This window comes from Sphingorhabdus pulchriflava (assembly GCF_003367235.1).
Lineage (GTDB): Bacteria > Pseudomonadota > Alphaproteobacteria > Sphingomonadales > Sphingomonadaceae > Sphingorhabdus_B > Sphingorhabdus_B pulchriflava.
In genome coordinates, this window is sequence record NZ_QRGP01000001.1 from 300637 (window position 1) to 324132 (window position 23496).

Genomic DNA, 23496 nt, shown 5'->3' on the forward strand with positions numbered 1-23496 from the left:
GCGTTTGAAAGTCAAATGAGTCCGCAAACGGACCACCCCGGGAGAGTTTTTGGTGGCTGACAATTTCAACGATTTTGAGTCCGTTCCCAATCTGGTGAGCATGTTCCTGTCGCGCGCAGCATTGCGCGGCGACCGGCCGTTCCTTGGCTACAAGCATGGCGACGAATGGCGCACAATCAGCTGGGCTGAAACAGCGCGCCGCGTTGCAGGGCTTGCCAAAAGCCTAAAGGCGATGGGTCTGAAAAAAGGCGACCGGGTGATGCTGGTTTCCGAAAACCGGCCAGAATGGTGCATAGCCGACCTAGGCATCATGGCGGCCGGTTGCGTGACGGTGCCGACCTACATCACCAACACCGAACGTGATCACCAGCACATATTGGACAACAGCCAGTCACGCGCGGTGATTGTTTCGACCGCCAAGCTAGCCCAGCATCTGATGCCCGCCGTTGTCCGTTCTTCCGAATGTGAATTTGTGATCGGTATGGAGCCGTTGAAAGTCACCCAACGTGGCCAGCAAAAGCATCATGATTGGGCCGATCTGGTTCAGGGCACCGATGCCGATGTTGCGGTACTGACCGAAGAAATGGCGCATGTTGGCCGACGCGAACTCGCTTGCATCATCTATACCAGCGGCACCGGCGGCGCACCGCGTGGGGTAATGCTGCACCATGGTTCGATCATCTGCAATGTCGATGGCGCGGCACAAGTGCTGCGCGAGGATTTCGGCCTCGATAACGAACGCTTCCTTTCCTTCCTGCCGCTCAGCCACGCTTACGAACATTCTGGCGGGCAGTTTTTGCCCATCGGCGTTGGCGCGGAAATCTATTATGCCGAGGGTCTGGAAAAGCTCGCGAGTAATATCGAGGAAACCCAGCCGACGATCATGGTTGTGGTGCCGCGCCTGTTTGAGGTGCTGCGTGCGCGCATGATCAAGCAGGTCGAAAAGCAAGGCAAGGTGCCGAGCTATTTGCTCGATAAAGCGCTGACCATTGGTGAGCGTGATTATAGCGGCAAGAAACGCTTCCGCGATGCGCCGATGCGCGCGATCCTTTCACGCACGCTGAAACCCAAGATTCGTGCGCGTTTCGGCGGGCGGATGAAGGCGATGGTGTCGGGCGGCGCGCCGCTGAACCCTGATATCGGCGTGTTCTTCCAGTCATTGGGGATCACACTCTTGCAGGGTTATGGCCAGACCGAGAGCGGTCCGGTCGTGAGCTGCAATCGGCCCAAGACTGGGATCAAGATGGACACCGTCGGCGCACCGCTCAAAGGCGTAGAGGTAAAGATCGCCGACGACGGCGAAATTCTTGTACGCGGTGAGCTGGTGATGCTCGGCTATTGGAACAACGATGCTGAAACGGCACGTGTCATCAAGGACGGCTGGCTGCACACGGGCGATATTGGCCATTTCGATGAAAAGGGCCGGATCAAGATAACCGACCGCAAGAAAGATATCATCGTCAATGACAAGGGCGACAATGTCGCGCCGCAAAAGGTGGAAGGCATGCTGACGCTGCAGCCTGAGATATTGCAGGCGATGGTCTCAGGCGACAAGCGGCCTTATATTGTCGGCCTGATCGTACCCGATCCCGAATGGGCGCTCGATTGGGCGCGCGGGCAGGGAATGAAATATGATTTTGCCGAGCTGCAGGACAACCCCCAATTCCGTGCGGCAGTCCGGGCCGCGGTTGACCGGGTCAACAAGGATTTGTCGGTGACCGAAAAGGTCCGTCAGTTCGAATTTGCCGATGAACCCTTCACCATCGAAAATGGCGAAATGACACCGAGCATGAAGATCCGGCGCCATATGATCCGCGAGCGTTACAAGGATCGCGTCGACGGGATGTATAAGGGGTAGTCCTCAGACTTCCGGCAATGCCCAATCGATCGGCGGCAAGCCTTTGCTTTCCAGAAACGCGTTACACTTGGAAAAATGCCGACACCCCAGAAAGCCGTTATGCGCCGACAATGGTGAGGGATGTGCGGCCTTCAGCACCAAATGCTTTGTCGTGTCGACAAAGGCCGCCTTTTTCTGGGCATAGGCACCCCATAGCAGGAAGACGACGGGTTCCTCTCGCGCGTTGACCAGCCGGATGACCGCATCGGTAAAGCGTTCCCAGCCCTTGCCCTGATGTGCGGCGGCTTTCGCCATCTCAACGGTGAGGACGCTGTTGAGCAATAACACGCCTTGCTGTGCCCAATGTTCGAGGAAACCGTGGCGCGGTCGTTCGATACCCAGGTCCGACTGCAGTTCCTTGTAAATATTCACAAGGCTCGGTGGCGGCGGGACGCCAGGCTTAACGCTGAAGCACAGCCCATGCGCCTGACCCGGACCGTGATAGGGATCCTGCCCCAAGATCACCACCCGAACCTTATCCAATGGCGTCAGGTCCATTGCGCGGAACCATTCGGCACCCTTCGGAAAAATCCGTTTGCCCGCAGCTTTTTCGGCCACCAGGAAGGAACGCAACTGCGCCATATAGTCCGCTTCGAACTCCGGCCGAAGCGGTGCCTTCCAGCTTTCGTGCAGGGCTATATTGTCGCTCATTCGGCCGAAGCGTCTGCCTTCGCCAGCGCAGCCGTCCAGGCTTCGGTTTCCTTCTTGCTAGCGGGGCCGAGCAATTCCATCGCATGGCGCAGACGTTCGCGCAGGATGTCGCGGCCGAGATGGGTGATCGCGTCGAACAAAGGCACGCCTTGCGGCGCACCGAGGACGGCAAGGTAGAAGGCGCGGATCATATCTTTCAGTTTGATCTCGAGCGCAGCTGCCGTCTTGCGCAGCGCGGCATCGACGCCGTCCTTGTTCCATTCGATCATCGCGTCGAACTGCTGCAGCGCCAATGTATAAGCTGCACGCTGCTGGTCTGCGTCGATCTTCACGCCGTCGCGCAGCTTTTCAGCCGTCATGCCTTCGATCCGGTTCATGAAGAAGGGAGCAACGAGCGCGCCCAGATCGCCGAGCTTGACGATGCGGCTCTGCGCCATTTCGGCGATGGGCAGCAGATATTCGTCATTAAGTGCCCATTTACGCACTTCGCCGAGGAATTGTTCGGTCGTCAGTTCCTCACGCATATAGCGACCATTGAGCCAGTCGAGTTTCGACGTGTCGAACACCGGTCCGCCCAGCGAAATGTTTGCCACATCAAAGCCGTCGATCAGTTCCTGAAGCGAAGTCTTCTCATCCTCCTCGCTCGCGCTCTTGATGAACAGGCCGAGGAAGTTCTGCATCGCGGCGGGCAGATATCCGGCACGCTGGTAATAGAGGATGCTCGTCGGGTTTTTGCGCTTTGACAGCTTCGACCGGTCTGCGTTACGCAGCAACGGCAGGTGGGTGAGCACCGGCGGCTCCCAACCAAAATATTGATACAGTAACAGATGCTTGGGCGCGGAAGAAATCCACTCCTCGCCGCGCATCACATGGGTGATGCCCATCAGGTGATCGTCGACGACATTGGCGAGGTGGTAGGTCGGCAGGCCATCCGACTTCATCAGCACCTGCATGTCGACCACCGAATATTCGAACTCGATCGGCCCGCGTAGCGTATCCTGCACCACGCATACGCCTTCGTTCGGGACCATCATGCGCACGACATGGCTCATGCCCTTGGCATCGCGTTCGGCGCATTCGGCCTGGGTCAGCTTGGCGCAGCGACCATCATATTTGGGCGGCTGTTTCGCGGCCATTTGCTGCGCGCGCATGCTCGCCAGTTCATCGGGCGTGCAATAGCATTTGAAGGCGTGGCCATCATTGAGCAGGCGGTTGCAATGCTCGGTATAGATCGCGCTGCGTTCGGACTGGCGATAGGGGCCGTGCGGGCCGCCGACATCGGGGCCTTCATCCCAGCTCAAACCCAGCCAGCGCAGCGAATCGAGGATCTTCTCTTCGGACTCGCGCGTCGAGCGCACCTGATCGGTATCCTCGATACGCAGCAGGAATTGCCCGCCATGTTTTTTGGCAAAGCAGTAATTGATCAGCGCGATATAGGCAGTTCCGACATGCGGATCGCCGGTCGGTGAAGGGGCGACACGGGTGCGGACAGGCTTGGTCATTTCAGTCATGCGGCGGGCCTCTATCAAGCTGCAACCGTCTTGTCATCTTTGCGCTTCAACGGCACAACAAAACAAAGCTAAAGGACAATCAGATGCAAATTAGCCGCCGCAGTTTCAATTTCGGTCTCGGAAGCCTGGCCTTTGCGGGAATTGCCGAGCGGGCCTGCGCGCAGATCCCGCCCGCCGCGCGTAGCGAAGTGCCGGGCTATGGTGCCTTGGTCCGCGATCCGAACAATCTGATAGACTTGCCCAAGGGCTTTTCCTACCGCGTGATTTCGCGCTTCGGCAACATCATGGACGATGGCTATCTGGTGCCGAGCGCCGGGGACGGCATGGGTGCATTTGCAGCGGGGAAGGGCAAGGTCGCGCTGGTTCGCAACCATGAACTCAACATCCGCGATGCCCGTTTCGGGCCGTTCACCGGTAAGGTGGCAGATGATTTCGCCGCCTATGATCGCGGCAAGGATGGCATGCCGCTGCCGGGTGGAACCACGACCCTGATCTACGATCTGAAATCTCAAAAGGTCGAAAAGCAATGGCTCAGCCTGTCGGGCACGATCCGTAACTGCGCGGGCGGCATCACGCCCTGGGGCAGCTGGCTCACCTGTGAGGAAAACGTGACACGTGCAGGCGACACCGTAGGCAAGGATCATGGCTATATCTTCGAAGTGCCGTCCGGCCATATGGGGCTGGTCGCACCGGTGCCGCTGAAGGCGATGGGGCGCTTCAACCATGAGGCCGCCTGCGTCGATCCGCGCACCGGCATTGTCTATCTGACCGAAGATCGCGACGACAGTTTGCTCTATCGTTTCCTGCCCGATGCCAAAGGCGAGCTGGCCAAGGGCGGGCGGTTGGAAGCACTGGCACTGGACGGTGTCGCGGACAGCCGCAACTGGAGCGAAGCCGCCGTAATGCGTGGCAAGACCTACACACCGCGCTGGGTCGCTCTCGATAATCCGGAGGCGCCCGACGACGATCTGCGCAAACGCGGTGCCGCGAAGGGGGCGACCCTGTTCGCGCGCGGTGAGGGCATCTGGTGGGGCGAAGATGAGCTTTATTTCACCTGCACCGATGGCGGCGCGATCAAGCATGGTCAGATTTATCGCCTGCGTCCCGGAATAGGCAGCGCTTCCGACAGCCTCGATCTGTTCTACGAATCGACCGATGCCGCTGCCTATAATTATGGCGACAACCTTTGCGTAATGCCGACCGGTCACCTCATGGTCTGCGAAGACCAGTATACCGAAATCGTCGACAACCACCTCCGCGGCATCACCCCTGCCGGTAAGGCCTACACCTTTGCAAAGAGCCGGGTACAAACCGAATTTGCAGGCGCCTGTTTTTCGCCCGACGGATCGACCTTCTTTGTCAACCTGATGTGGCCGACAATGACGCTGGCCATTACGGGGCCGTGGGGGCGGGTGCGGGCCAGCTAGGCCCGCTTTAGCCCAGCTTTCGTTTTCCATGCTGTGCTGCCATCCTGTGCAGTCCAGCCAGGCGCGGGGAGCGTTCCTTCACCGTTTCGACAAAGCGCCATTCGCTGGTCGCTTGCGCCGGGGTCAGTTCGACGATCATGTACCCCCGACGGCTGCTGTCCATCCATTTGAGACCTTTGTTGCGTGCCATCACGCCTTTGGCCACTGTCGCTGGAGTGGCTCCGGTGAAATAGGACTCAAAGCCGGGTGAACTGACGCTCTGGCCGGCGAATTCAACGCCTGCCGACTTGCCGTCATGTTTCAAATCAAACGCCCACGCATTGTGGCTGTCGCCGGTTAGCACGACAAGGTCAGCCTTTGAATTTTGCGCGGCGGAAAGCGCACGTGCGCGTGCTGCGGGATAGCCATCCCAGGCGTCGAGATTGGCCGGTATTCCTCCCTTGGCAGCCATTGCGCCGCGACGGACGCGCGCCTTGGCGAAATCGGGCGCATCGGGGGCGAGCCAATCGACTGTGGCATCAGGCTGCAGGATCGTTCCCATGATCGTCTGTTGCGCCCAGATATTCCACTTCGCCTTGCTGTTTTGGAATCCGCTGCTCAGCCAGCTTTCCTGGACTTGCCCCAGCATCGTCCTATCGGTTGCTTGCCAATCGCCTTGGGTAAAGCCCTTGATCGCCGCCAGCGTCGCGGCCTGATCAGCGCCCTTGGGGATTTGCAACTCGGCAGGCTTGGACCGCGCACCGATGCGGCTCTCGGTCATGAAGATTTGGGCGAGATCGCCGATGCGATAGCCGGTCCAGCGTTCACCCATATCCAGATCGCGCACCGGCATCCATTCGCGATAGGCCTTCTCGGCGGCGGCCTTGCGTGTTTGCCAGTCGCCTTCATTCGCCTGATGGTTCTGTGCGCCATCGGCATAGGCATCATTGGCGAACTCGTGATCGTCCCACATGCACAGCATCGGCGCGCGGGCGTGGATCGCCTGCAGGTCGGGGTCGGCGCGATAGCTGGCATAACGCAGGCGATAGTCGGCGAGGCTGACAATCTCGTTTGCCGGTTCGATCAGGCGTCCGGCGACGGTGTCCTTGGCTGAAGGATAATCGCCGCGCTGATATTCATAGATATAATCGCCGAGGTGCAACGCTATGTCAAAGTCACCGACCTGTGCCGCATGGGCATAGGCATTGAACCAGCCGAACGGCATGTTCGAACAGGAAAAAACCGCCATCCGGTATCGATCAATCCCGCCTTCGGGCAAGGTGCGCGTTTGGCCGATGGGGGAGACGCTGCCATCGGGGGCGATGAAGCGGTAATAATAGGCTTTGCCAGGCTCCAATCCGCTCAGGATAGCCTTTGCGGTGTAATCGCGGCCCGGAACAGCCACTGTCTCCGCACCCGCTATGATTGAGCGGAAGTCAGGGGTTTCGCTAATCTCTGCCTTCAATTTAGTCTCCGTCAGATCGGAGACAAAGCGCGTCCAGAGCAACACCGAATTCTGCAAGGGTTCTCCGCTCGCTACGCCATGGCTGAAGCCTTTCGTCAGCGATGCCTGCATCGCCGCCAGCGCCCCCCCCGGAAGGCTGAGCGCGCCCAGCCCGTAAACACCGGTTTTCAGAAGCAGGCGGCGGTCGAAATGCGCAGTCATCGGTTATCCTAACAAGCCAAGAAACAGCAATGTCATCGCAAAAAGAGAAACTACGATGACAATGAACAGCAGCAACAGGCTGGCTCGCAGCATCGCGCTTCCACGCGAAAGTCCGTATGCATGGCGCAACTGTTTATAAATGTGGATGGGCGGGATCAGAACAAACGCCAACCCCCAAAAGCTGTCGTCGAGGCCGATGCGCGACATCAGGGTGATCGATAGAAACAGCAAGGACATGAAGGCAATCGAGTAGGTCGCGAAGACTGCATGGTCGTAAAAGCGGTGCCCGCGCACGCCGATTGTGACCAGCCAGACAAAAGGAAGGGACAGCGGGATCAGCAGCCAAGCGAATTTATAGCCATTGGATTGCAGCTTGTAAAAGGCGAGGCTGGGGTTCGACACCATCTTTTTAGCGCCCTTGTCGAGCGTCTGATCGAGCCAAAGCCAGCCGGTTTCGGCTTTGCTGTTGTAACTCAACCAGCGCTTTCCACCGTCACTCGATCTGACACCTGCTTCGTCATAAATCGGCGCGCCGGTTGTCGCGAAAGCGATGCCATTGCGTTCCATTTTCAGTTCGTTCAGTTTCGCCGAGAGTTCCTTGGCTTCCCCCGTCTTCAATTTAGCGGGCCGCGACAGACGGGCTTCAGTTGCGGCAATTTCCTTGTCCAGCCTGGTCGCCTCTTCCTGTGCGCCGCGTTGCCAATTATTCTGCACGGCAGACCCGCCCGAGAAACTGAACACCGCGAACATCAGGAAAATCGAAAACAGGAAAAGGGCCATTGGAGAGACGAATTTCGCGCGCTCGCCATGGACATAGCGCCGCGTCAGTTCGCCCGGCTTGACCAGCAACATGGGCAGCGTGCGCCACATCTTGCCATCGAAATGCAGCACCGAATGCAGGATGTCGTGCCAGATTGCCGACAGCGTCCGGTGCACCTGCGCTTTCTGCCCGCATGAAGCGCAAAAGGGCCCGCCCAGAGTCGCGCCACAGTTTAGGCAGGTGCCTGTTTGATTGGTGCCTGCGCTGCCTTGTGATGGCTCAACAACGGCCCCTAGCAAAGCGCCTTCGATAGCCGTTCCGGCTGCATCCAATTCCCCCGACATGGGCTGGCTGTATCACCTGTATTCGAAGCTGCAAAGGCGCTGTGCGGCTTATTCAATTTGCGTGACAAAGCAGCAATAATGATATAACATCACTTAATCGTCAATTGAGAGGAGAGACGATATGGGAGAAGTTATCTATTTCCGCCACCGCGTTCGTTATCAACCGAGCGATACTCCATTTTCTCAAATGAACATCACGCCGTTGATCGATGTGATGCTGGTGCTTTTGGTAATGCTGATCCTGGCGGTTCCGGTTGCCATGCACCAGACCAGCGTCAACCTGCCGCCGCCGGGTCCGATTACAACTACTAAGCCACCGACCATCCAGAATCTGGTCGTGACATCCGACGGGGTTGCCCATTGGAACGGGGCGATAGTCGATGACGCAGCGCTACAAGCTAAGCTGCGCACATTGGCGATCGCCGGGGATACGCTTCGCATCGAAACCGATGGCTATGCGCGCTATGAGCGTTTCAACCAGCTGATTGCGATGGTGAACGAAGCGGGAGTCGAAAATCTCGGCTTTGTCGGCAACAGCCGTTACAAACAGTGGAGCAAGCCCTCCAACAGTTGACGAGCTAGAGCAAGCCGTAGCGGCATGGTGTTGCGGCTTGCCTTTTTGATTTTCTTCGGCACTTTGCCCGCTGGATAAAAGGGGAAGTTGCCATGCCAAGCCTGACTGCACGCCTGATCGCTTCGCTGTTCCGGATGACTGGCAGCTTGCGCAAACGCTATTCGGATGGACCGGATTTCCTCAAGAATATCGAACAGAGCAGGGCCGAGCAGCAATTTCCCGATGCCAAAATGCGCAAACGCCTCGACGTGCGTGAAAGCAGCTATGAAGGGCGCAAGATCTTCCGCATCGCGCCGCGTGACCGGCCGGTGGCGGGCCATATGCTCTATTGGCACGGCGGCGGCTATGTCTATCCGGCGGTTGACATCCATTGGCAATTCCTAGCCCATATGGCGGAAAAGCACGGCATCGTAACCACCGCGCCACTCTATCCGCTGGCACCCGAGGCATCTGCAGAAGAAGCGGTTGACTGGGCGATGAAGTTTTACCGTGAGTTCACGCCAGAAAGGGCAGGGCCTTTTGTTATGGGCGGGGACTCTGCGGGTGCCGGGCTATGCGCAGCGGTAGCGCAGGCGGCGCGTGATGAGGGACGGTTGCTGCCCAAGGGCCTTATCCTGATCTGCCCCTGGCTTGACGTGGCGGTTTCACATCCCGACCAACCGGCGATTGAACCGCGCGATTGTGTGCTGACCATAGGCGGCACGCATGCCGCGGCCAAACTCTACGCCCGTGACTTGCCGCTCAGCGACCCCAGGGTCAGTCCGCTGTTCGGCGATTGGGAAGGCCTGCCACCGATGCTGATGTTCGGCGGCGGCGACGACATATTGGTTCCCGATGCACGGGTGTTGAAAGCCAAGCTGCCCTCAATCGACTATGTCGAGGAAACCGGGATGATGCACGACTGGCCAATCTTCTTCCTGCGTGAAAGCCGGGCGGCGCAGGCGCGGATGGCGGAGTTTGTAGTGCGGAACAGCACCTGACCAGTTGCTGTTACGCAGCGTTCCTTCACGCTTGACCGTTAGATGCATTGCCGCTAATGGCCCGCCTTCCCAAAAGCGCGAGGAGTGATTCTCCGTGCCCACAGGAAAACCCACATAGGCTGAACATTGTTCGACAGGCCGGGCGGAACCAAGGCTGAGCCTCCGCCGCGCCCCTTAAAAGGCATCGTCTTGTCGCGCAAAGTAACCAACTTATTTTCAAGGTGAAGATATGCCAACGATTAACCAGCTGGTCCGCAAGGGCCGGACCCCGCAGAAGGCCAAGTCAAAGGTCCCTGCAATGGATCAGAACCCGCAAAAGCGTGGTGTCTGCACCCGCGTTTATACCACGACTCCGAAAAAGCCGAACTCCGCTCTTCGTAAGGTTGCCAAGATCCGTCTGACCAACCAGCGCGAAGTCATTTCCTATATCCCGGGCGAAGGCCACAACCTGCAGGAGCACAGCGTTGTGCTTATCCGCGGTGGTCGTGTTCGCGACCTTCCCGGTGTCCGTTACCATGTCCTGCGCGGCGTGCTCGACACACAGGGCGTTAAGGACCGCAAGCAGTCGCGTTCGAAATACGGCGCGAAGCGTCCTAAGTAAGATCGGGAGAATAGAAAATGTCACGTCGTCGTCGTCCCGAAAAGCGGGTCATCCTGCCCGATCCCAAATTTGGTGATCTGGTGCTTTCGAAATTCATGAACAACCTGATGCTTGACGGCAAAAAATCCGTTGCAGAGCGCATTGTTTATGGTGCGCTTGAAACCGTCGAAGCCAAGGCAAAGAAGGACCCTGTCCAGCTTTTCCATGATGCGCTGAACAACGTAAAGCCGGGAATCGAAGTCCGCAGCCGTCGTGTTGGTGGTGCGACTTATCAGGTTCCTTGCGAAGTCCGCCCGGAACGTGCGCAGGCGCTTGCGATCCGTTGGCTGATTTCGGCTTCGCGCAACCGCAGCGAGACCACTATGGCTGCCCGTCTTTCGGGTGAGCTTCTCGATGCTGCCAACAACCGTGGCAACGCCGTCAAGAAGCGCGAAGACACGCACCGTATGGCCGAAGCCAACCGTGCCTTCGCACACTATCGCTGGTAATTGGCCTAGCCAGTCCACGATAGCGTCACAAACGCAAATTAGGGGGCTGGTTTCTGACCGGCCCCCGCAACTATAGGGCGATAAGGCCCTCTCACTGGAGTGAAGACCATGGCACGCAGCCATCCGTTGGAAAAATATCGCAATTTTGGCATCATGGCGCACATCGATGCCGGTAAGACTACGACTACCGAGCGTATCCTTTATTACACCGGCAAGTCCTACAAGATCGGCGAAGTCCATGACGGCGCCGCGACCATGGACTGGATGGAGCAGGAACAGGAGCGTGGCATCACGATCACTTCGGCTGCCACCACCTGCTTCTGGAATGATCACCGCCTGAACATCATCGACACCCCCGGCCACGTTGACTTCACCATCGAAGTTGAACGTTCGCTGCGCGTGCTCGACGGTGCGGTCGCTGCGTTTGACGGCGTTGCCGGTGTTGAACCGCAGTCGGAAACCGTGTGGCGCCAGGCCGACAAATATGGCGTTCCCCGGATGTGCTTCATCAACAAGCTCGACCGTACCGGTGCGAACTTCTATTATTGCGTGCAGACGATCATCGACCGTCTGGGCGCGACCCCGGCTGTGCTCTATCTTCCCATCGGTGCGGAAAGCGATTTCAAGGGTCTGGTCGACCTGGTCGAAAGCCGCGGCATCATCTGGAAAGATGAAAGCCTGGGTGCAGAATTCGAATATATCGAAATTCCTGCTGATATGGCCGACAAGGCTGCCGAATATCGCGAAAAGCTTATCGAACTTGCTGTCGAGCAGGACGATGCCGCGATGGAAGCATATCTCGATGGTAATGAACCCGATGTCGCAACACTGAAGGCGTTGATCCGCAAGGGCACGTTGAACCAGTCGTTCGTTCCCGTTCTTTGTGGCTCCGCGTTCAAGAACAAGGGCGTGCAGGCTCTGCTCGACGCCGTTGTCGATTATCTGCCTTCGCCGCTCGACATTCCTGACGTGCAGGGTGTGAAGATGGACAGCGATGAAAAGGATAGCCGCAAGGCTGCCGACGATGCGTCCTTCTCGGCTCTGGCATTCAAGGTGATGAACGACCCGTTCGTCGGCTCGCTGACCTTCATCCGCATCTATTCGGGCACGCTCACCAAGGGCACCTACCTGAACTCGGTGAAGGACAAGAAGGAAAAGGTCGGTCGTATGCTCGAAATGCATGCGAACGAGCGTAAGGACATTGACGAAGCCTTTGCTGGCGACATCATTGCGCTTGCTGGCATGAAAGAAACCACCACCGGCGATACTCTGTGCGCCGAACGCGATCCTATTGTGCTCGAACGCATGGAATTCCCCGAGCCGGTTATCGAACTGTCGGTTGAACCCAAGACCAAGGCTGATCAGGAAAAGATGGGCATCGCGCTCAACCGCCTGTCGGCTGAAGATCCCTCATTCCGCGTTTCGACCGACCATGAATCGGGCCAGACAATCATCAAGGGCATGGGCGAGCTTCACCTCGACATCATCGTTGATCGTATGCGCCGCGAATTCAAGGTTGAGGCCAATGTCGGCGCGCCGCAGGTGGCATACCGCGAATATCTCGCTCGCGCTGTCGACATCGATTACACCCACAAGAAACAGTCAGGTGGGTCGGGCCAGTTCGGTCGCATCAAGTTCAAGGTAACACCGGGCGAGCGTGGTGCAGGCATCACCTTCACCGATGCGGTCAAGGGCGGTAACATTCCGAAGGAATATATCCCCTCGGTTGAAAAGGGCATGCGCGAAACCGCCGAAAGCGGCTCGCTCATCGGCTTCCCGATCATCGACTTTGACATCGAACTGTATGACGGCGCCTATCACGATGTCGACTCATCGGCGCTGGCGTTCGAAATCGCAGGTCGTGCCGGTATGCGCGAAGCCGCGCAGAAGGCAGGCATCAAGCTTCTCGAACCGATCATGAAGGTCGAAGTCGTTTCTCCGGAAGAATATCTGGGCGACGTCATCGGCGACATGAACTCGCGTCGTGGCATGATCCAGGGCACCGATACCCGCGGCAATGCGCAGGTTGTCGAAGCCATGGTGCCGCTGGCGAACATGTTTGGGTACGTCAACCAGCTGCGTTCGTTCACGCAGGGACGCGCCAACTACTCGATGCATTTCTCGCATTATGACGAGGTTCCGGCAAACGTCGCAGCCGAAGTCAAAGAGAAGCTTGCCTGATTGGCAAGAACGGACTAAGGGCGGCGCCTGATTCAGCAGGCGTCGTCCAAACTGATCAAAAGACACCTAATCCAGAAGAAGGTTTGAACAATGGCAAAGGCTAAATTTGAGCGGACGAAACCGCACTGCAACATCGGCACCATCGGTCACGTTGACCATGGCAAGACCACGCTGACCGCTGCGATCACCAAGATCATGGCTGAAATCAACGGCGGTGAAGCTGTTGACTTCGCAAACATCGACAAGGCTCCCGAAGAGCGCGAGCGCGGCATCACCATTTCGACCGCACACGTCGAATATGAAACCGCCAACCGTCACTATGCCCACGTCGATTGCCCGGGCCACGCTGACTATGTGAAGAACATGATCACCGGTGCTGCCCAGATGGACGGCGCGATCCTCGTTGTGAACTCGGCTGACGGCCCGATGCCGCAGACCCGCGAGCACATCCTGCTTGCCCGTCAGGTTGGCGTTCCTGCACTGGTCGTTTACATGAACAAGGTTGACCAGGTTGATGACGCCGAAATCCTCGAGCTCGTCGAAATGGAAATCCGCGAGCTGTTGAGCAGCTATGGCTTTGACGGCGACAACATCCCCGTTGTCAAGGGTTCGGCACTTGCCGCACTTGAAGGCCGTGACGACGAAATCGGCAAGAACTCGATCATCGCGCTGATGGATGCTGTTGACAGCGCCATTCCGCAGCCCGAGCGTCCGGTTGACAAGCCGTTCCTGATGCCCGTCGAAGACGTGTTCTCGATCTCTGGTCGTGGTACCGTTGTGACCGGTCGCGTCGAAACCGGTATCGTCAAGGTTGGTGAAGAAGTCGAAATCGTCGGCATCAAGGACACCAAGAAGACGACCGTTACCGGCGTTGAAATGTTCCGCAAGCTGCTCGACGAAGGTCGTGCAGGCGACAACATCGGCGCGCTGATCCGTGGCGTTGGCCGTGAAGAAGTTGAGCGTGGCCAGGTTCTGGCGAAGCCCGGTTCGGTTACGCCGCACACCGAGTTCTCGGCTGAAATCTACGTTCTGTCGAAGGATGAAGGCGGCCGTCACACGCCGTTCTTTGCGAACTATCGTCCGCAGTTCTACTTCCGCACCACCGACGTGACCGGCGAAGTGATCCTTCCCGAAGGCACTGAAATGGTTATGCCTGGCGACAACGTCACGATCGCTGTCAAGCTGATCGCGCCGATCGCCATGGAGCAGGGCCTGCGCTTTGCTATCCGTGAAGGTGGCCGCACCGTCGGTTCTGGGGTTGTCAGCACCATCACGAAGTAATATAGGCCGCGCATCCCGCCCGATTCTCTGATTCGGGCGGGGCGGTTTATTGAATTTTATAGACAGCTGTCCCGGCATCCTATTGGGGTTGGGCTGGCTGTTTTTCGCTCTTTGATACTGGTAGAATTTGGAATTGGTTTGACCATGGAAACGCAGAATATCCGCATTCGTCTGAAAGCATTTGACCATCGCGTCCTCGATCAGGCGACTGGTGATATCGCTGACACCGCACGCCGCACTGGCGCACTTATCCGCGGTCCCATCCCCCTTCCTACCCGTATAGAAAAGTTCACCGTCAATCGCGGCCCGCACGTCGACAAAAAGTCGCGCGAGCAGTTTGAGGTGCGCACTTACAAGCGGCTGCTGGATATCGTGCAGCCCACCCCGCAGACGGTCGATGCTTTGATGAAGCTCGAGCTCGCTGCTGGCGTTAATGTAGAAATCAAGCTGGCCTAAGGCTGGCGAGGTAGGGATACCGCCGGATTTGTTCCGGGCTGCGTCCCCCGTCTTCCCTCTTGTTTGAGGGGTTCAGCCCGGACGGGGCGATGCATGACAATCAGGGCTGACAAGCCGGATGGATGGTCCATTCGGCCTCTGTAGGAGAAACTGGTCATGCGTACTGGCGTGATCGCCAAAAAAATGGGCATGATGCGCCTCTTCAATGAAGATGGTCGTCACGTACCTGTCACCGTTCTGGCGCTGGAAGGCTGCCAGGTGGTTGGACAACGCAACGAAGACAAGGATGGCTATTATGCTGTTCGTCTCGGAGCAGGTGCCCGTAAGGCGAAAAATGTAAACAAGCCGCAACGTGGTGAATTTGCCAAGGCTCAGGTTGAGCCCAAGGCCCGCGTTGCTGAATTCCGCGTCGACAATGCCGACGGGCTGCTGCCTGTGGGCGCAACCATTGCGGCTGACCACTTTGTGGACGGCCAGCTGGTCGACATCACTGGCCACACCCAGGGTAAGGGTTTTGCTGGTGCGATGAAGCGTTGGGGTTTCGGCGGTATGCGCGCAACCCACGGTGTTTCGATCTCGCACCGCGCCCATGGTTCGACGGGTAACCGTCAGGATCCGGGTAAGGTTTTCAAGAACAAGAAAATGGCAGGTCACATGGGTGACCGTCAGCGTACCCAGCAGAATCTGGAAATCGTCCGCACCGACGTTGCGCGCGGACTGATTTTCGTTCGTGGCTCGGTTCCGGGTTCGAAGAATGGCTGGTTGCTCGTTCGCGATGCCGTCAAGGTTCCGGCACCCGAAGGTGCTCCGTTCCCGGGCGCGCTGAAAAACGACAATGAAGCGCCGGTCATCGAGGAAGAAGTGGTCGTTGCCGCTGAAGCCGAAGTCACCGAAGCTCCGGCTGTAGAAGCTGCTGCTGAAGCACCTGCCGCTGAAACCCCTGCAGCCGAGGCACCCGCCGCGGACGCAGGCGAAGAGCAGAAGGAGGGCTAAGCCATGAAGCTCAAGGTTCAAACCCTCGACGCCAAGGCAAAAGGCGACATTGATCTGAATGATGCTGTGTTCGGCCTCGAACCGCGCGCAGACATTCTGCACCGCATCATCACCTGGCAGCGTGAAAAGGCACGCGGTACGGCTCGTCCGACCCGCGAGCGTTCAGACGTTTCCCGCACCGGCAAGAAGTTCGGTCGTCAGAAGGGTGGCGGTACTGCCCGTCACGGTGACCGTGCTGCCCCGACTTTCATCGGTGGTGGTAAGGCTCACGGTGCCCGTCTGCGTGACTTCAACCCGTCGCTCAACAAGAAGATCCGTGCGCTCGGCCTGAAAATGGCGCTTTCGAGCAAGGCGAAAGCCGGCACGCTGATCGTTCTTGAAGATCTGGATATGAAAGAAGGCAAGACCAAGGCTCTTGCTGGTCAGCTTTCGAAGCTCGGCTTCGGCAAGACGACCCTCGTCATTGACGGTGAAGGCGTAAACGACAATTTCCGCAAGGCTTCGGCCAATATCGTCGGCGTCAATGTGCTCCCCGCCGTGGGCGCCAACGTCTATGACATTCTGAAGCATGAAACGCTGGTCCTGACCCGCGCTGCGGTTGAAAAGCTGGAGGCCCGTTTCAATGGCTAAGAAAGAAGCAATCGACGTCCGTCACTATGACGTGATCGTTGCGCCGCACATTACCGAAAAGGCGACCTTGCTGTCTGAAAACAACGCCGTTGTTTTCAAGGTGGCAGGCGATGCGACCAAGCCGCAGATCAAGGCCGCTGTGGAAGCATTGTTCGACGTCAAGGTAAAGGGCGTGAACACGCTTGTCCAAAAGGGCAAAGTCAAGCGGTGGAAGGGTAAGCCCTACACTCGCAACGACGTCAAAAAGGCCGTTGTGACGCTGGCTGAAGGCCAGTCGATCGACGTCACCACCGGTATCTAAGGGCAGGAAAATGGCACTCAAGAGCTACAAACCAACCAGCCCGGCGCGTCGCGGCCTCGTGCTCGTCGACCGTTCGAGCCTTTACAAGGGTAAGCCCGTCAAGGCGCTGACCGAAGGCAAGCGCAAGACCGGCGGTCGCAACAACAAGGGCCATGTCACATCGCGTGGCATCGGCGGTGGTCACAAGCAGAAATATCGCATTGTCGACTTCAAGCGTCGCAAATGGGATATGCCTGCAACCGTCGAACGTCTGGAATATGACCCCAACCGCACGGCGTTCATTGCGCTGGTGAAATATGAGGATGGCGAACAAGCCTATATCCTCGCTCCGCAGCGCCTGAATGTTGGCGATACGGTGGTTGCTGGCGAAAAGACCGACGTTAAGCCGGGCAATGCGATGCTTCTGTCGCAGATGCCGGTGGGCACCATCTGTCACAACATCGAGATGAAGCCGGGCAAGGGTGGCCAGATCGCCCGTTCGGCAGGCACCTATGTGCAGCTCGTCGGACGTGATGGCGGCAAGGTCATCGTTCGCCTGAACTCGGGTGAGCAGCGCTACATCCTGGGTTCTTGCATGGGTACGGTTGGCGCGGTTTCGAACCCCGACAACTCGAACACCACGCTCGCCAAGGCTGGCCGCAACCGCTGGAAGGGCATCAAGCCCTTGACCCGCGGTGTTGCGAAGAACCCGGTCGACCACCCGCACGGTGGTGGTGAAGGCCGCACCTCGGGCGGTCGCCATCCGGTGACGCCATGGGGCAAGCCGACCAAGGGTGCCCGCACCCGTTCGAACAAATCGACTGACAAGATGATCATCCGGTCACGTCATGCGAAGAAGAAGAGGTAAGTCATGGCTCGTTCCGTCTGGAAAGGTCCTTTTGTCGACCTTTATCTGCTGAAAAAGGCAGAAACCGCGCAGGATGCGAACAGCAGCGCGCCGATCAAGACCTGGTCGCGTCGCTCGACGATCCTGCCGCAATTCGTCGGCCTGACGTTCAACGTCTATAACGGCCACAAGTTCGTCCCTGTCTCGGTCAACGAAGACATGGTCGGCCACAAGCTGGGCGAGTTCGCGCCCACCCGTACCTATCACGGTCACGGCGCAGACAAGAAGGGCAAACGCTAATGGGTAAGCAAGCCGCCCCCCGCCGCGTAGGCGACAAGGAAGCGCTGGCTGTCGGCACCACCATTCGTGGTTCGGCCCAGAAGCTTAACCTGGTTGCAGCGTTGATCCGCGGTCGCAAGGTTGAAGAAGCATTGAACATCCTCAGCTTTTCGAAGCGTGCGATGGCTGTCGATGCGCGCAAGGTTCTGGCCTCGGCCATCGCCAATGCGGAAAACAACCATAATCTCGACGTCGACAGCCTTGTCGTTGCCGAAGCCAGCGTTGGCAAGGCACTGACCATGAAGCGCTTCCACGCTCGTGGTCGTGGTAAGTCGACCCGCATCCTGAAACCGTTCAGCCGCTTGCGCATCGTCGTTCGCGAACAGGAAGAAGAGGCTTAATCATGGGTCAGAAGAGCAATCCAATCGGCCTCCGCCTGCAGATCAACCGCACGTGGGACAGCCGCTGGTTCGCCGAAGGTGCGGATTATGGCCGTATGCTTCTGGAAGATATCAACATCCGCAAGTTCGTGATGAAGACACTTCCGCAGGCAGCCATTTCGAAGATCGTCATCGAACGTCCGGCCAAGCTGTGCCGCGTTTCGATCTACGCTGCCCGCCCCGGTGTCATCATCGGTAAAAAGGGTGCGGATATCGAGAAGCTGAAAAAAGCTATCGGCAAATATACCGACGCAGACGTTTCGCTGAACATTGTCGAAATCCGCAAGCCAGAAATCGACTCGAAGCTTGTTGCGCAGGGCGTTGCTGACCAGCTGATCCGCCGTATCGCCTTCCGTCGCGCCATGAAGCGTGCGGTTCAGTCGGCGCTGCGTCTGGGTGCAGAAGGCATCAAGATCACCTGCGGTGGTCGTCTGGGCGGCGCAGAAATCGCGCGTACCGAATGGTATCGCGAAGGTCGCGTTCCGCTGCACACACTGCGTGCCAATGTTGACTATGCAGAAGCCGAAGCGCTGACCGCATATGGCATCATCGGCATCAAGGTCTGGATCTTCAAGGGTGAAATCCTGGGTCATGATCCGATGGCAACCGACCGCCTGATGATGGAAGCGCAGACTTCGGGTGTTCGCCCGCAGTTTGAACGCCGCTGATAGGAAGATAGGCAAGCATCATGTTGCAACCTAAAAAACATAAATTCCGCAAGCAGTTCAAGGGCCGCATCCATGGCAATGCCAAGGGCGGTACCGATCTGAACTTCGGTTCTTACGGCCTGAAGGCTCTTGAGCCGGAACGTATCACCGCGCGTCAGATCGAAGCGGCTCGTCGTGCGATTACCCGTCACATCAAGCGTCAGGGTCGTTTGTGGATCCGCATTTTCCCCGACGTGCCAGTTTCGAAGAAGCCGGCCGAAGTCCGTCAGGGTAAAGGTAAGGGTTCGGTCGAATATTGGGCAGCTCGCGTCAAGCCGGGCCGTATCCTGTTCGAACTCGACGGTGTTCCGGGCCCCATCGCTGCTGTGGCATTCAGCCGCGCTGCGATGAAGCTGCCGATCAAGACCAAGGTTGTTGCCCGTCTTGGCGACACCTCGCATCTGGGAGCCGAAGGATGAGCAAGACTGAAGACTTCCGCGTCAAGACTGACGACCAGCTGGCTACCCAGCTCGGCGAGTTGAAGCGCGAGCAATTCAACCTGCGCTTCCAGGGTGCGACTGGCCAGCTCGAAAAGCCGGCCCGTATCCGCGAAGTGCGTCGCGACATCGCGCGTATCAAGACCCTGCAAAGCGAGCGTGCAAACGCCGCCAAGCAGTCGGCATAAGGGAGCATAGCAATGCCCAAACGTATTCTTACCGGCACTGTAGTGTCCGACAAGAACGACAAGACGGTCGTTGTGCTCGTCGAGCGCAAGGTGAAGCACCCGCTTTACGGCAAGATCATTCGTCGTTCGAAGAAATATCACGCCCATGACGAGTCGAACTCGGCAAAGGCTGGTGAAGTTGTTCGCATTCAGGAATGCGCACCGATTTCGAAGAACAAGAGCTGGACTTTGGTGGAACGCGTCAACGCGGCCCCCGAAGCTGCAGCCGAGCTGGCGGAGGGTTGATCCATGATTCAGATGCAATCAAACCTCGATGTTGCCGATAACTCTGGCGCCAAGCGCGTTCAGTGCATCAAGGTACTCGGCGGTTCCAAGCGCCGCACTGCGGGCGTTGGTGACATCATCGTAGTGTCGATCAAGGAAGCCCAGCCGCGCGGCAAGGTGAAGAAGGGCGACGTCCACAAGGCCGTCATTGTTCGCACCCGCAAGGATATTCGCCGCGCCGATGGCTCAGTAATCCGTTTCGACACCAACGCTGCCGTATTGATCGGCAACAACAAGGAGCCGATCGGGACCCGTATTTTTGGCCCCGTCTGCCGTGAACTTCGTGCGAAAAACCACATGAAGATCATCAGCCTGGCGCCGGAGGTTTTGTAAGATGGCAATGGCAAAAATCAAAAAGGGTGACACCGTCGTGGTGCTCGCTGGCAAGGACAAGGGTAAGACTGGTGAAGTCACCCGTGTCGATCCGAAGGCTGACAAGGTTGTCGTTTCGGGTGTGAACGTCCGCGTTCGCCATGCGAAGCCCACCCAGGCAGACCCGCAGGGCGGCAAGAAGCCGTTCGAAGCACCGCTGCACATTTCGAATGTGGCACTCGCCGATCCCAAGACCGGTAAGCCGACCCGCGTTCGCATTGAAGCCGGCAAAGATGGCAAGAAAGTTCGTGTTGCCGTCAAGTCCGGGGAGAAGGTCGATGGCTGATCAAAAATATACACCGCGCATGAAGCAGCGCTATGACGATGTAATCGTCAAGGCGATGACCGAAAAATTCGGTTATACCAACCGCTTCGCTGTGCCGAAGATCGAAAAAATCACGCTCAACATGGGTGTTGGCGAAGGTTCGCAGGACAAGAAAAAGGTCCAGACCGCGCTTGCCGAAATGGAACTGATTGCTGGCCAGAAGCCGGTCGTCACCAAGGCGAAAAAGTCGATCGCAGGCTTCAAGCTGCGCGAAGGCATGCCCATTGGCGTCAAGGTGACCATGCGTCGCCAGCAGATGTACGAATTCCTCGATCGTCTCGTGACGATTGCGATGCCGCGCATCCGCGACTTCCGTGGCCTGAACCCGAAAAGCTTCGACGGTCGTGGCAACTTCGCCATGGGCCTGAAAGAGCAGATCATCTTTCCGGAAATCAGCTATGACGCAATCGATACCGTCCGCGGTATGGACGTCATCGTAACCACCACCGCCAACAGCGACGACGAAGCCCGCGAGCTTCTCCGCCTGTTCGGCTTCCCCTTCCCGCAAGAACAAGCAGAGGAAAAGGAAGCGGCTTAATGTCCGCTTTCGCCCTCTTGTCAGAAAGGACGAGAACTTAAGTCATGGCGAAACTGAGTTCCATTAATAAAAATGAGCGTCGTAAGAAGCTCGTCAAGAAATATGCAGGGCAATATGCCCGGCTGAAGGCAATTGCCAATGACGAGTCGAAAGACGAAAGCGAGCGCTTGATCGCGCGCCTTAAACTGGCCGAGATCCCGCGCAATGGCAACCCGACCCGCGTTCGCAACCGCTGCGAAACCACGGGCCGTCCGCGCGCTTATTACCGCAAATTCCGGCTCTGCCGTATCCAGTTGCGCGATCTGGCCAATAAGGGCCTGATCCCCGGCGTGACGAAATCGAGCTGGTAAGGGATAGAGAAAATGGCATTGACCGATCCTTTGGGTGATATGCTCACCCGCATCCGCAACGGCCAGCGCGCGAAGAAAGACTCTGTCGTTTCGCCCGCTTCGAAGCTGCGTACCCGCGTCCTCGACGTGTTGCAGCGCGAAGGCTATATCCGTGGCTACAGCGAAGAAGCACTGGGCGCCCACAAGGGCCTGCGCATCGAGCTGAAATATTTCGAAGGCCAGCCTGCGATCCAGCATGTTGCGCGCGTTTCGAAACCCGGCCGCCGCGTCTATTCGGGCAGCAGCGAGCTTCCCGTTATCCGCAACGGCCTGGGCATCACCATCGTTTCCACCCCGAAGGGTGTGCTCTCGGACGCCGAAGCACGCGAAGCCAATGTCGGCGGTGAAATCCTGGCGGAGGTGTTCTAATGAGCCGCATTGGTAAGAAACCGGTTGCTATTCCTGCAGGCGTCACTGCCAGCATGGGTGATGGCACCTTGTCGGTAAAGGGGCCCAAGGGCGAACTGACCATGCCGATGAGCGACCTCATTTCCTACGAAATGAAGGACGAAGGCCTTTCGGTCATGCCAGCGAACAAGAGCAAAGAAGCTCGCGCATTCTGGGGCATGCAACGTACGTTGGTTCAGAACCTGGTCACCGGCGTGACCGAAGGCTTCACCAAGGTCCTCGAAATCACCGGCGTCGGCTATCGTGCCAACGCGCAGGGCCGTAACCTGAAGCTTCAGCTTGGTTACAGCCATGACGTGGATTTCGCGATCCCCGAAGGAATTGAAATCAAGACGCCCGATAACACCACGGTGGAAATAACGGGCATCGACAAGCAGAAGGTAGGGCAGGTTGCTGCCGAAATCCGTCGCTGGAGGAAGCCGGAACCCTATAAGGGCAAGGGCATCAAGTACCGCGGCGAATATATCTTCCGCAAAGAAGGGAAGAAGAAATAAGCCATGGCAAAGCTCTCTCTCTTTGAAAAGCGCCGCCAGCGCGTCCGTTCGAAACTGCGTTCGCAGGTTGCCGGTCGTCCGCGTCTTTCGGTGCACCGCACAGGCCGGCACATCTACGCCCAGATTATCGACGATTCCAAGGGCGTCACCGTTGCTTCGGCTTCGACCAACGACAAGGCGGTCAAAACGAAAAACGGATCGACCTCTGCAGCTGCTGCCGAAGTTGGCAAGCGCGTTGCAGAAGCCGCGAAAAAGGCTGGCGTGACCAGCGTTGTGTTCGATCGCGGCGGTTTCCTGTTCCATGGCCGCGTCAAGGCGCTGGCCGATGCTGCCCGTGAAGGCGGGCTGGAGTTCTGATGATGGCTGACGAAAACAACACAAACGAAAACGTCGTCGTCGACGCAGCTGCTCCTGAAGCAGTTGAAGCCGAAGGTGGCCGTCGTGGCCGCGGTCGTGGACGTGGCGAAGGTGGCGGTCGTGGCCGTCGCGATGACCGTCGTCCCCGCGAAGAAAAGGAAGATGACGGCACGATCGAAAAGCTCGTGCACATCAACCGCGTTTCGAAGACCGTAAAAGGCGGTAAGCGCTTTGGTTTCGCAGCGCTCGTCGTTGTCGGTGACGGTCAGGGTCGTGTCGGCTTTGGCCATGGCAAGGCGCGCGAAGTGCCGGAAGCTATCAACAAGGCAACCGCAGCCGCGAAGAAGAAAATGATCCGCGTTCCGTTGAAAGACGGTCGCACGCTGCATCATGACGGCAATGGCCGTTTCGGTGCCGGTAACGTCTATGTCCGCTCGGCACCTGCCGGTACGGGTATCATCGCCGGTGGTCCGATGCGCGCTGTGTTCGAAAGCCTTGGTGTTGCCGACGTGGTGACCAAGTCAATCGGTACGTCAAACCCTTATAACATGGTCCGCGCTACCTTCGCCGCTCTGGTCGACCAGACCAGCCCGAAGTCGGTTGCGCAGCGTCGTGGCAAGAAAATCGCTGACCTTCTGGGTCGCGGTGGCAGCAAGACTGCTGAAGCCGACGCCGAAGCTATTGCGGAGTAA

At 57.9% G+C, this 23496-nt stretch carries 31 protein-coding genes; 27 read left to right on the forward strand and 4 right to left on the reverse strand.

Annotated elements, in window-relative coordinates:
• Positions 1-100 precede the first annotated feature (100 nt).
• Positions 101-1858 (forward strand): AMP-dependent synthetase/ligase, encoded by a 1758-nt coding sequence (locus DXH95_RS01465; protein WP_115549335.1) that lies wholly within the window; start codon positions 101-103, stop codon positions 1856-1858.
• 3 nt (positions 1859-1861) lie between these two features.
• Here DXH95_RS01465 and ung read toward each other — a convergent pair whose 3' ends face one another.
• Together ung and gltX are read right to left on the reverse strand one after the other, a co-directional pair.
• Positions 1862-2548 carry a uracil-DNA glycosylase gene (ung, locus tag DXH95_RS01470; RefSeq protein ID WP_115547694.1) on the reverse strand — a complete coding sequence of 229 codons (687 nt, stop codon included), beginning with the start codon at positions 2546-2548 and terminating at the stop codon, positions 1862-1864.
• Positions 2545-4059, reverse strand: coding sequence for a glutamate--tRNA ligase (gene gltX, locus DXH95_RS01475; RefSeq protein WP_220272232.1), 1515 nt, complete (start codon positions 4057-4059; stop codon positions 2545-2547). Before gltX ends, ung begins: the two co-directional genes overlap by 4 nt.
• Positions 4060-4142: 83 nt before the next feature.
• Here gltX and DXH95_RS01480 point away from each other — a divergent pair, with 83 nt between their 5' ends.
• On the forward strand, positions 4143-5486 hold the full coding sequence (locus tag DXH95_RS01480) for an alkaline phosphatase PhoX (protein ID WP_115547695.1): 1344 nt from the start codon (positions 4143-4145) through the stop codon (positions 5484-5486).
• 7 nt (positions 5487-5493) lie between these two features.
• On the opposite strand, the gene DXH95_RS01485 is transcribed toward DXH95_RS01480, so the two are convergent.
• Together DXH95_RS01485 and DXH95_RS01490 are read right to left on the reverse strand one after the other, a co-directional pair.
• On the reverse strand, positions 5494-7131 hold the full coding sequence (locus DXH95_RS01485; RefSeq protein ID WP_115547696.1) for an alkaline phosphatase D family protein: 1638 nt from the start codon (positions 7129-7131) through the stop codon (positions 5494-5496).
• Positions 7132-7134: 3 nt separating this feature from the next.
• Positions 7135-8235: a DUF3667 domain-containing protein gene (locus DXH95_RS01490; RefSeq protein WP_115547697.1), complete on the reverse strand. Its 1101-nt coding sequence runs from the start codon at positions 8233-8235 to the stop codon at positions 7135-7137.
• Positions 8236-8356: 121 nt separating this feature from the next.
• Here DXH95_RS01490 and DXH95_RS01495 point away from each other — a divergent pair, with 121 nt between their 5' ends.
• The 25 genes from DXH95_RS01495 (at position 8357) to rpsE (ending at position 23496) form a co-directional block, all read left to right on the forward strand.
• Positions 8357-8809, forward strand: a complete 453-nt coding sequence (locus tag DXH95_RS01495; RefSeq protein ID WP_115547698.1) for an ExbD/TolR family protein — start codon at positions 8357-8359, stop codon at positions 8807-8809.
• 92 nt (positions 8810-8901) lie between these two features.
• A complete protein-coding gene (locus DXH95_RS01500) occupies positions 8902-9789 on the forward strand; it encodes an alpha/beta hydrolase fold domain-containing protein (RefSeq protein ID WP_115547699.1) in 888 nt (295 codons plus the stop codon).
• Between the two features lie 229 nt (positions 9790-10018).
• Positions 10019-10390 (forward strand): 30S ribosomal protein S12, encoded by a 372-nt coding sequence (gene rpsL / locus DXH95_RS01505; RefSeq protein WP_115547700.1) that lies wholly within the window; start codon positions 10019-10021, stop codon positions 10388-10390.
• Between the two features lie 17 nt (positions 10391-10407).
• On the forward strand, positions 10408-10878 hold the full coding sequence (rpsG, locus tag DXH95_RS01510; RefSeq protein ID WP_115547701.1) for a 30S ribosomal protein S7: 471 nt from the start codon (positions 10408-10410) through the stop codon (positions 10876-10878).
• A gap of 108 nt (positions 10879-10986) precedes the next feature.
• Positions 10987-13059, forward strand: a complete 2073-nt coding sequence (fusA, locus tag DXH95_RS01515; RefSeq protein WP_115547702.1) for an elongation factor G — start codon at positions 10987-10989, stop codon at positions 13057-13059.
• A 90-nt stretch (positions 13060-13149) separates the two neighbouring features.
• On the forward strand, positions 13150-14340 hold the full coding sequence (gene tuf, locus DXH95_RS01520) for an elongation factor Tu (RefSeq protein ID WP_115547703.1): 1191 nt from the start codon (positions 13150-13152) through the stop codon (positions 14338-14340).
• A 144-nt stretch (positions 14341-14484) separates the two neighbouring features.
• Positions 14485-14796, forward strand: a complete 312-nt coding sequence (rpsJ, locus tag DXH95_RS01525; protein ID WP_115547704.1) for a 30S ribosomal protein S10 — start codon at positions 14485-14487, stop codon at positions 14794-14796.
• A gap of 156 nt (positions 14797-14952) precedes the next feature.
• Positions 14953-15789, forward strand: a complete 837-nt coding sequence (gene rplC, locus DXH95_RS01530) for a 50S ribosomal protein L3 (protein WP_115547705.1) — start codon at positions 14953-14955, stop codon at positions 15787-15789.
• A gap of 3 nt (positions 15790-15792) precedes the next feature.
• Positions 15793-16419, forward strand: a complete 627-nt coding sequence (gene rplD, locus DXH95_RS01535; RefSeq protein ID WP_115547706.1) for a 50S ribosomal protein L4 — start codon at positions 15793-15795, stop codon at positions 16417-16419.
• Positions 16412-16720 (forward strand): 50S ribosomal protein L23, encoded by a 309-nt coding sequence (locus tag DXH95_RS01540; RefSeq protein ID WP_115547707.1) that lies wholly within the window; start codon positions 16412-16414, stop codon positions 16718-16720. Before rplD ends, DXH95_RS01540 begins: the two co-directional genes overlap by 8 nt.
• A gap of 10 nt (positions 16721-16730) precedes the next feature.
• The gene (gene rplB, locus DXH95_RS01545; protein WP_115547708.1) at positions 16731-17567 is read left to right on the forward strand and encodes a 50S ribosomal protein L2; all 837 of its coding nucleotides are present in this window, start codon (positions 16731-16733) and stop codon (positions 17565-17567) included.
• Between the two features lie 3 nt (positions 17568-17570).
• A complete protein-coding gene (rpsS, locus tag DXH95_RS01550; protein WP_115547709.1) occupies positions 17571-17846 on the forward strand; it encodes a 30S ribosomal protein S19 in 276 nt (91 codons plus the stop codon).
• A complete protein-coding gene (gene rplV / locus DXH95_RS01555; RefSeq protein ID WP_115547710.1) occupies positions 17846-18226 on the forward strand; it encodes a 50S ribosomal protein L22 in 381 nt (126 codons plus the stop codon). Before rpsS ends, rplV begins: the two co-directional genes overlap by 1 nt.
• Positions 18227-18228: 2 nt before the next feature.
• Complete coding sequence (gene rpsC / locus DXH95_RS01560; RefSeq protein ID WP_115547711.1) at positions 18229-18933, forward strand: 30S ribosomal protein S3; 705 nt, start codon at positions 18229-18231, stop codon at positions 18931-18933.
• Positions 18934-18953: 20 nt separating this feature from the next.
• Complete coding sequence (rplP, locus tag DXH95_RS01565; protein ID WP_115547712.1) at positions 18954-19391, forward strand: 50S ribosomal protein L16; 438 nt, start codon at positions 18954-18956, stop codon at positions 19389-19391.
• Positions 19388-19597: a 50S ribosomal protein L29 gene (gene rpmC / locus DXH95_RS01570; protein WP_115547713.1), complete on the forward strand. Its 210-nt coding sequence runs from the start codon at positions 19388-19390 to the stop codon at positions 19595-19597. The genes rplP and rpmC overlap by 4 nt, the downstream gene beginning before the upstream one ends.
• Positions 19598-19609: 12 nt before the next feature.
• Positions 19610-19882, forward strand: a complete 273-nt coding sequence (rpsQ, locus tag DXH95_RS01575; protein WP_115547714.1) for a 30S ribosomal protein S17 — start codon at positions 19610-19612, stop codon at positions 19880-19882.
• A gap of 3 nt (positions 19883-19885) precedes the next feature.
• Complete coding sequence (gene rplN / locus DXH95_RS01580; RefSeq protein ID WP_115547715.1) at positions 19886-20254, forward strand: 50S ribosomal protein L14; 369 nt, start codon at positions 19886-19888, stop codon at positions 20252-20254.
• Between the two features lies 1 nt (position 20255).
• Complete coding sequence (rplX, locus tag DXH95_RS01585) at positions 20256-20579, forward strand: 50S ribosomal protein L24 (RefSeq protein ID WP_115547716.1); 324 nt, start codon at positions 20256-20258, stop codon at positions 20577-20579.
• Positions 20572-21156 (forward strand): 50S ribosomal protein L5, encoded by a 585-nt coding sequence (gene rplE, locus DXH95_RS01590; protein ID WP_115547717.1) that lies wholly within the window; start codon positions 20572-20574, stop codon positions 21154-21156. Before rplX ends, rplE begins: the two co-directional genes overlap by 8 nt.
• Positions 21157-21200: 44 nt before the next feature.
• Positions 21201-21506, forward strand: coding sequence for a 30S ribosomal protein S14 (rpsN, locus tag DXH95_RS01595; protein ID WP_115547718.1), 306 nt, complete (start codon positions 21201-21203; stop codon positions 21504-21506).
• 12 nt (positions 21507-21518) lie between these two features.
• Positions 21519-21914: a 30S ribosomal protein S8 gene (gene rpsH / locus DXH95_RS01600; protein WP_115547719.1), complete on the forward strand. Its 396-nt coding sequence runs from the start codon at positions 21519-21521 to the stop codon at positions 21912-21914.
• Entirely contained in the window at positions 21914-22447 is a 534-nt protein-coding gene (gene rplF, locus DXH95_RS01605) for a 50S ribosomal protein L6 (protein WP_115547720.1), read from the forward strand. Before rpsH ends, rplF begins: the two co-directional genes overlap by 1 nt.
• Before the next feature lie 3 nt (positions 22448-22450).
• A complete protein-coding gene (rplR, locus tag DXH95_RS01610; protein ID WP_115547721.1) occupies positions 22451-22804 on the forward strand; it encodes a 50S ribosomal protein L18 in 354 nt (117 codons plus the stop codon).
• 2 nt (positions 22805-22806) lie between these two features.
• Entirely contained in the window at positions 22807-23496 is a 690-nt protein-coding gene (rpsE, locus tag DXH95_RS01615; RefSeq protein ID WP_115549337.1) for a 30S ribosomal protein S5, read from the forward strand.

Coding starts and splice junctions, on each gene's coding strand:
- DXH95_RS01465 (WP_115549335.1), top strand. CDS start 101: ATGTTCCTGTCGCGCGCAGCATTGCGCGGCGACCGGCCGTTCCTTGGC.
- ung (WP_115547694.1), bottom strand. CDS start 2,548: ATGAGCGACAATATAGCCCTGCACGAAAGCTGGAAGGCACCGCTTCGG.
- gltX (WP_220272232.1), bottom strand. CDS start 4,059: ATGACTGAAATGACCAAGCCTGTCCGCACCCGTGTCGCCCCTTCACCG.
- DXH95_RS01480 (WP_115547695.1), top strand. CDS start 4,143: ATGCAAATTAGCCGCCGCAGTTTCAATTTCGGTCTCGGAAGCCTGGCC.
- DXH95_RS01485 (WP_115547696.1), bottom strand. CDS start 7,131: ATGACTGCGCATTTCGACCGCCGCCTGCTTCTGAAAACCGGTGTTTAC.
- DXH95_RS01490 (WP_115547697.1), bottom strand. CDS start 8,235: ATGTCGGGGGAATTGGATGCAGCCGGAACGGCTATCGAAGGCGCTTTG.
- DXH95_RS01495 (WP_115547698.1), top strand. CDS start 8,357: ATGGGAGAAGTTATCTATTTCCGCCACCGCGTTCGTTATCAACCGAGC.
- DXH95_RS01500 (WP_115547699.1), top strand. CDS start 8,902: ATGCCAAGCCTGACTGCACGCCTGATCGCTTCGCTGTTCCGGATGACT.
- rpsL (WP_115547700.1), top strand. CDS start 10,019: ATGCCAACGATTAACCAGCTGGTCCGCAAGGGCCGGACCCCGCAGAAG.
- rpsG (WP_115547701.1), top strand. CDS start 10,408: ATGTCACGTCGTCGTCGTCCCGAAAAGCGGGTCATCCTGCCCGATCCC.
- fusA (WP_115547702.1), top strand. CDS start 10,987: ATGGCACGCAGCCATCCGTTGGAAAAATATCGCAATTTTGGCATCATG.
- tuf (WP_115547703.1), top strand. CDS start 13,150: ATGGCAAAGGCTAAATTTGAGCGGACGAAACCGCACTGCAACATCGGC.
- rpsJ (WP_115547704.1), top strand. CDS start 14,485: ATGGAAACGCAGAATATCCGCATTCGTCTGAAAGCATTTGACCATCGC.
- rplC (WP_115547705.1), top strand. CDS start 14,953: ATGCGTACTGGCGTGATCGCCAAAAAAATGGGCATGATGCGCCTCTTC.
- rplD (WP_115547706.1), top strand. CDS start 15,793: ATGAAGCTCAAGGTTCAAACCCTCGACGCCAAGGCAAAAGGCGACATT.
- DXH95_RS01540 (WP_115547707.1), top strand. CDS start 16,412: ATGGCTAAGAAAGAAGCAATCGACGTCCGTCACTATGACGTGATCGTT.
- rplB (WP_115547708.1), top strand. CDS start 16,731: ATGGCACTCAAGAGCTACAAACCAACCAGCCCGGCGCGTCGCGGCCTC.
- rpsS (WP_115547709.1), top strand. CDS start 17,571: ATGGCTCGTTCCGTCTGGAAAGGTCCTTTTGTCGACCTTTATCTGCTG.
- rplV (WP_115547710.1), top strand. CDS start 17,846: ATGGGTAAGCAAGCCGCCCCCCGCCGCGTAGGCGACAAGGAAGCGCTG.
- rpsC (WP_115547711.1), top strand. CDS start 18,229: ATGGGTCAGAAGAGCAATCCAATCGGCCTCCGCCTGCAGATCAACCGC.
- rplP (WP_115547712.1), top strand. CDS start 18,954: ATGTTGCAACCTAAAAAACATAAATTCCGCAAGCAGTTCAAGGGCCGC.
- rpmC (WP_115547713.1), top strand. CDS start 19,388: ATGAGCAAGACTGAAGACTTCCGCGTCAAGACTGACGACCAGCTGGCT.
- rpsQ (WP_115547714.1), top strand. CDS start 19,610: ATGCCCAAACGTATTCTTACCGGCACTGTAGTGTCCGACAAGAACGAC.
- rplN (WP_115547715.1), top strand. CDS start 19,886: ATGATTCAGATGCAATCAAACCTCGATGTTGCCGATAACTCTGGCGCC.
- rplX (WP_115547716.1), top strand. CDS start 20,256: ATGGCAATGGCAAAAATCAAAAAGGGTGACACCGTCGTGGTGCTCGCT.
- rplE (WP_115547717.1), top strand. CDS start 20,572: ATGGCTGATCAAAAATATACACCGCGCATGAAGCAGCGCTATGACGAT.
- rpsN (WP_115547718.1), top strand. CDS start 21,201: ATGGCGAAACTGAGTTCCATTAATAAAAATGAGCGTCGTAAGAAGCTC.
- rpsH (WP_115547719.1), top strand. CDS start 21,519: ATGGCATTGACCGATCCTTTGGGTGATATGCTCACCCGCATCCGCAAC.
- rplF (WP_115547720.1), top strand. CDS start 21,914: ATGAGCCGCATTGGTAAGAAACCGGTTGCTATTCCTGCAGGCGTCACT.
- rplR (WP_115547721.1), top strand. CDS start 22,451: ATGGCAAAGCTCTCTCTCTTTGAAAAGCGCCGCCAGCGCGTCCGTTCG.
- rpsE (WP_115549337.1), top strand. CDS start 22,807: ATGGCTGACGAAAACAACACAAACGAAAACGTCGTCGTCGACGCAGCT.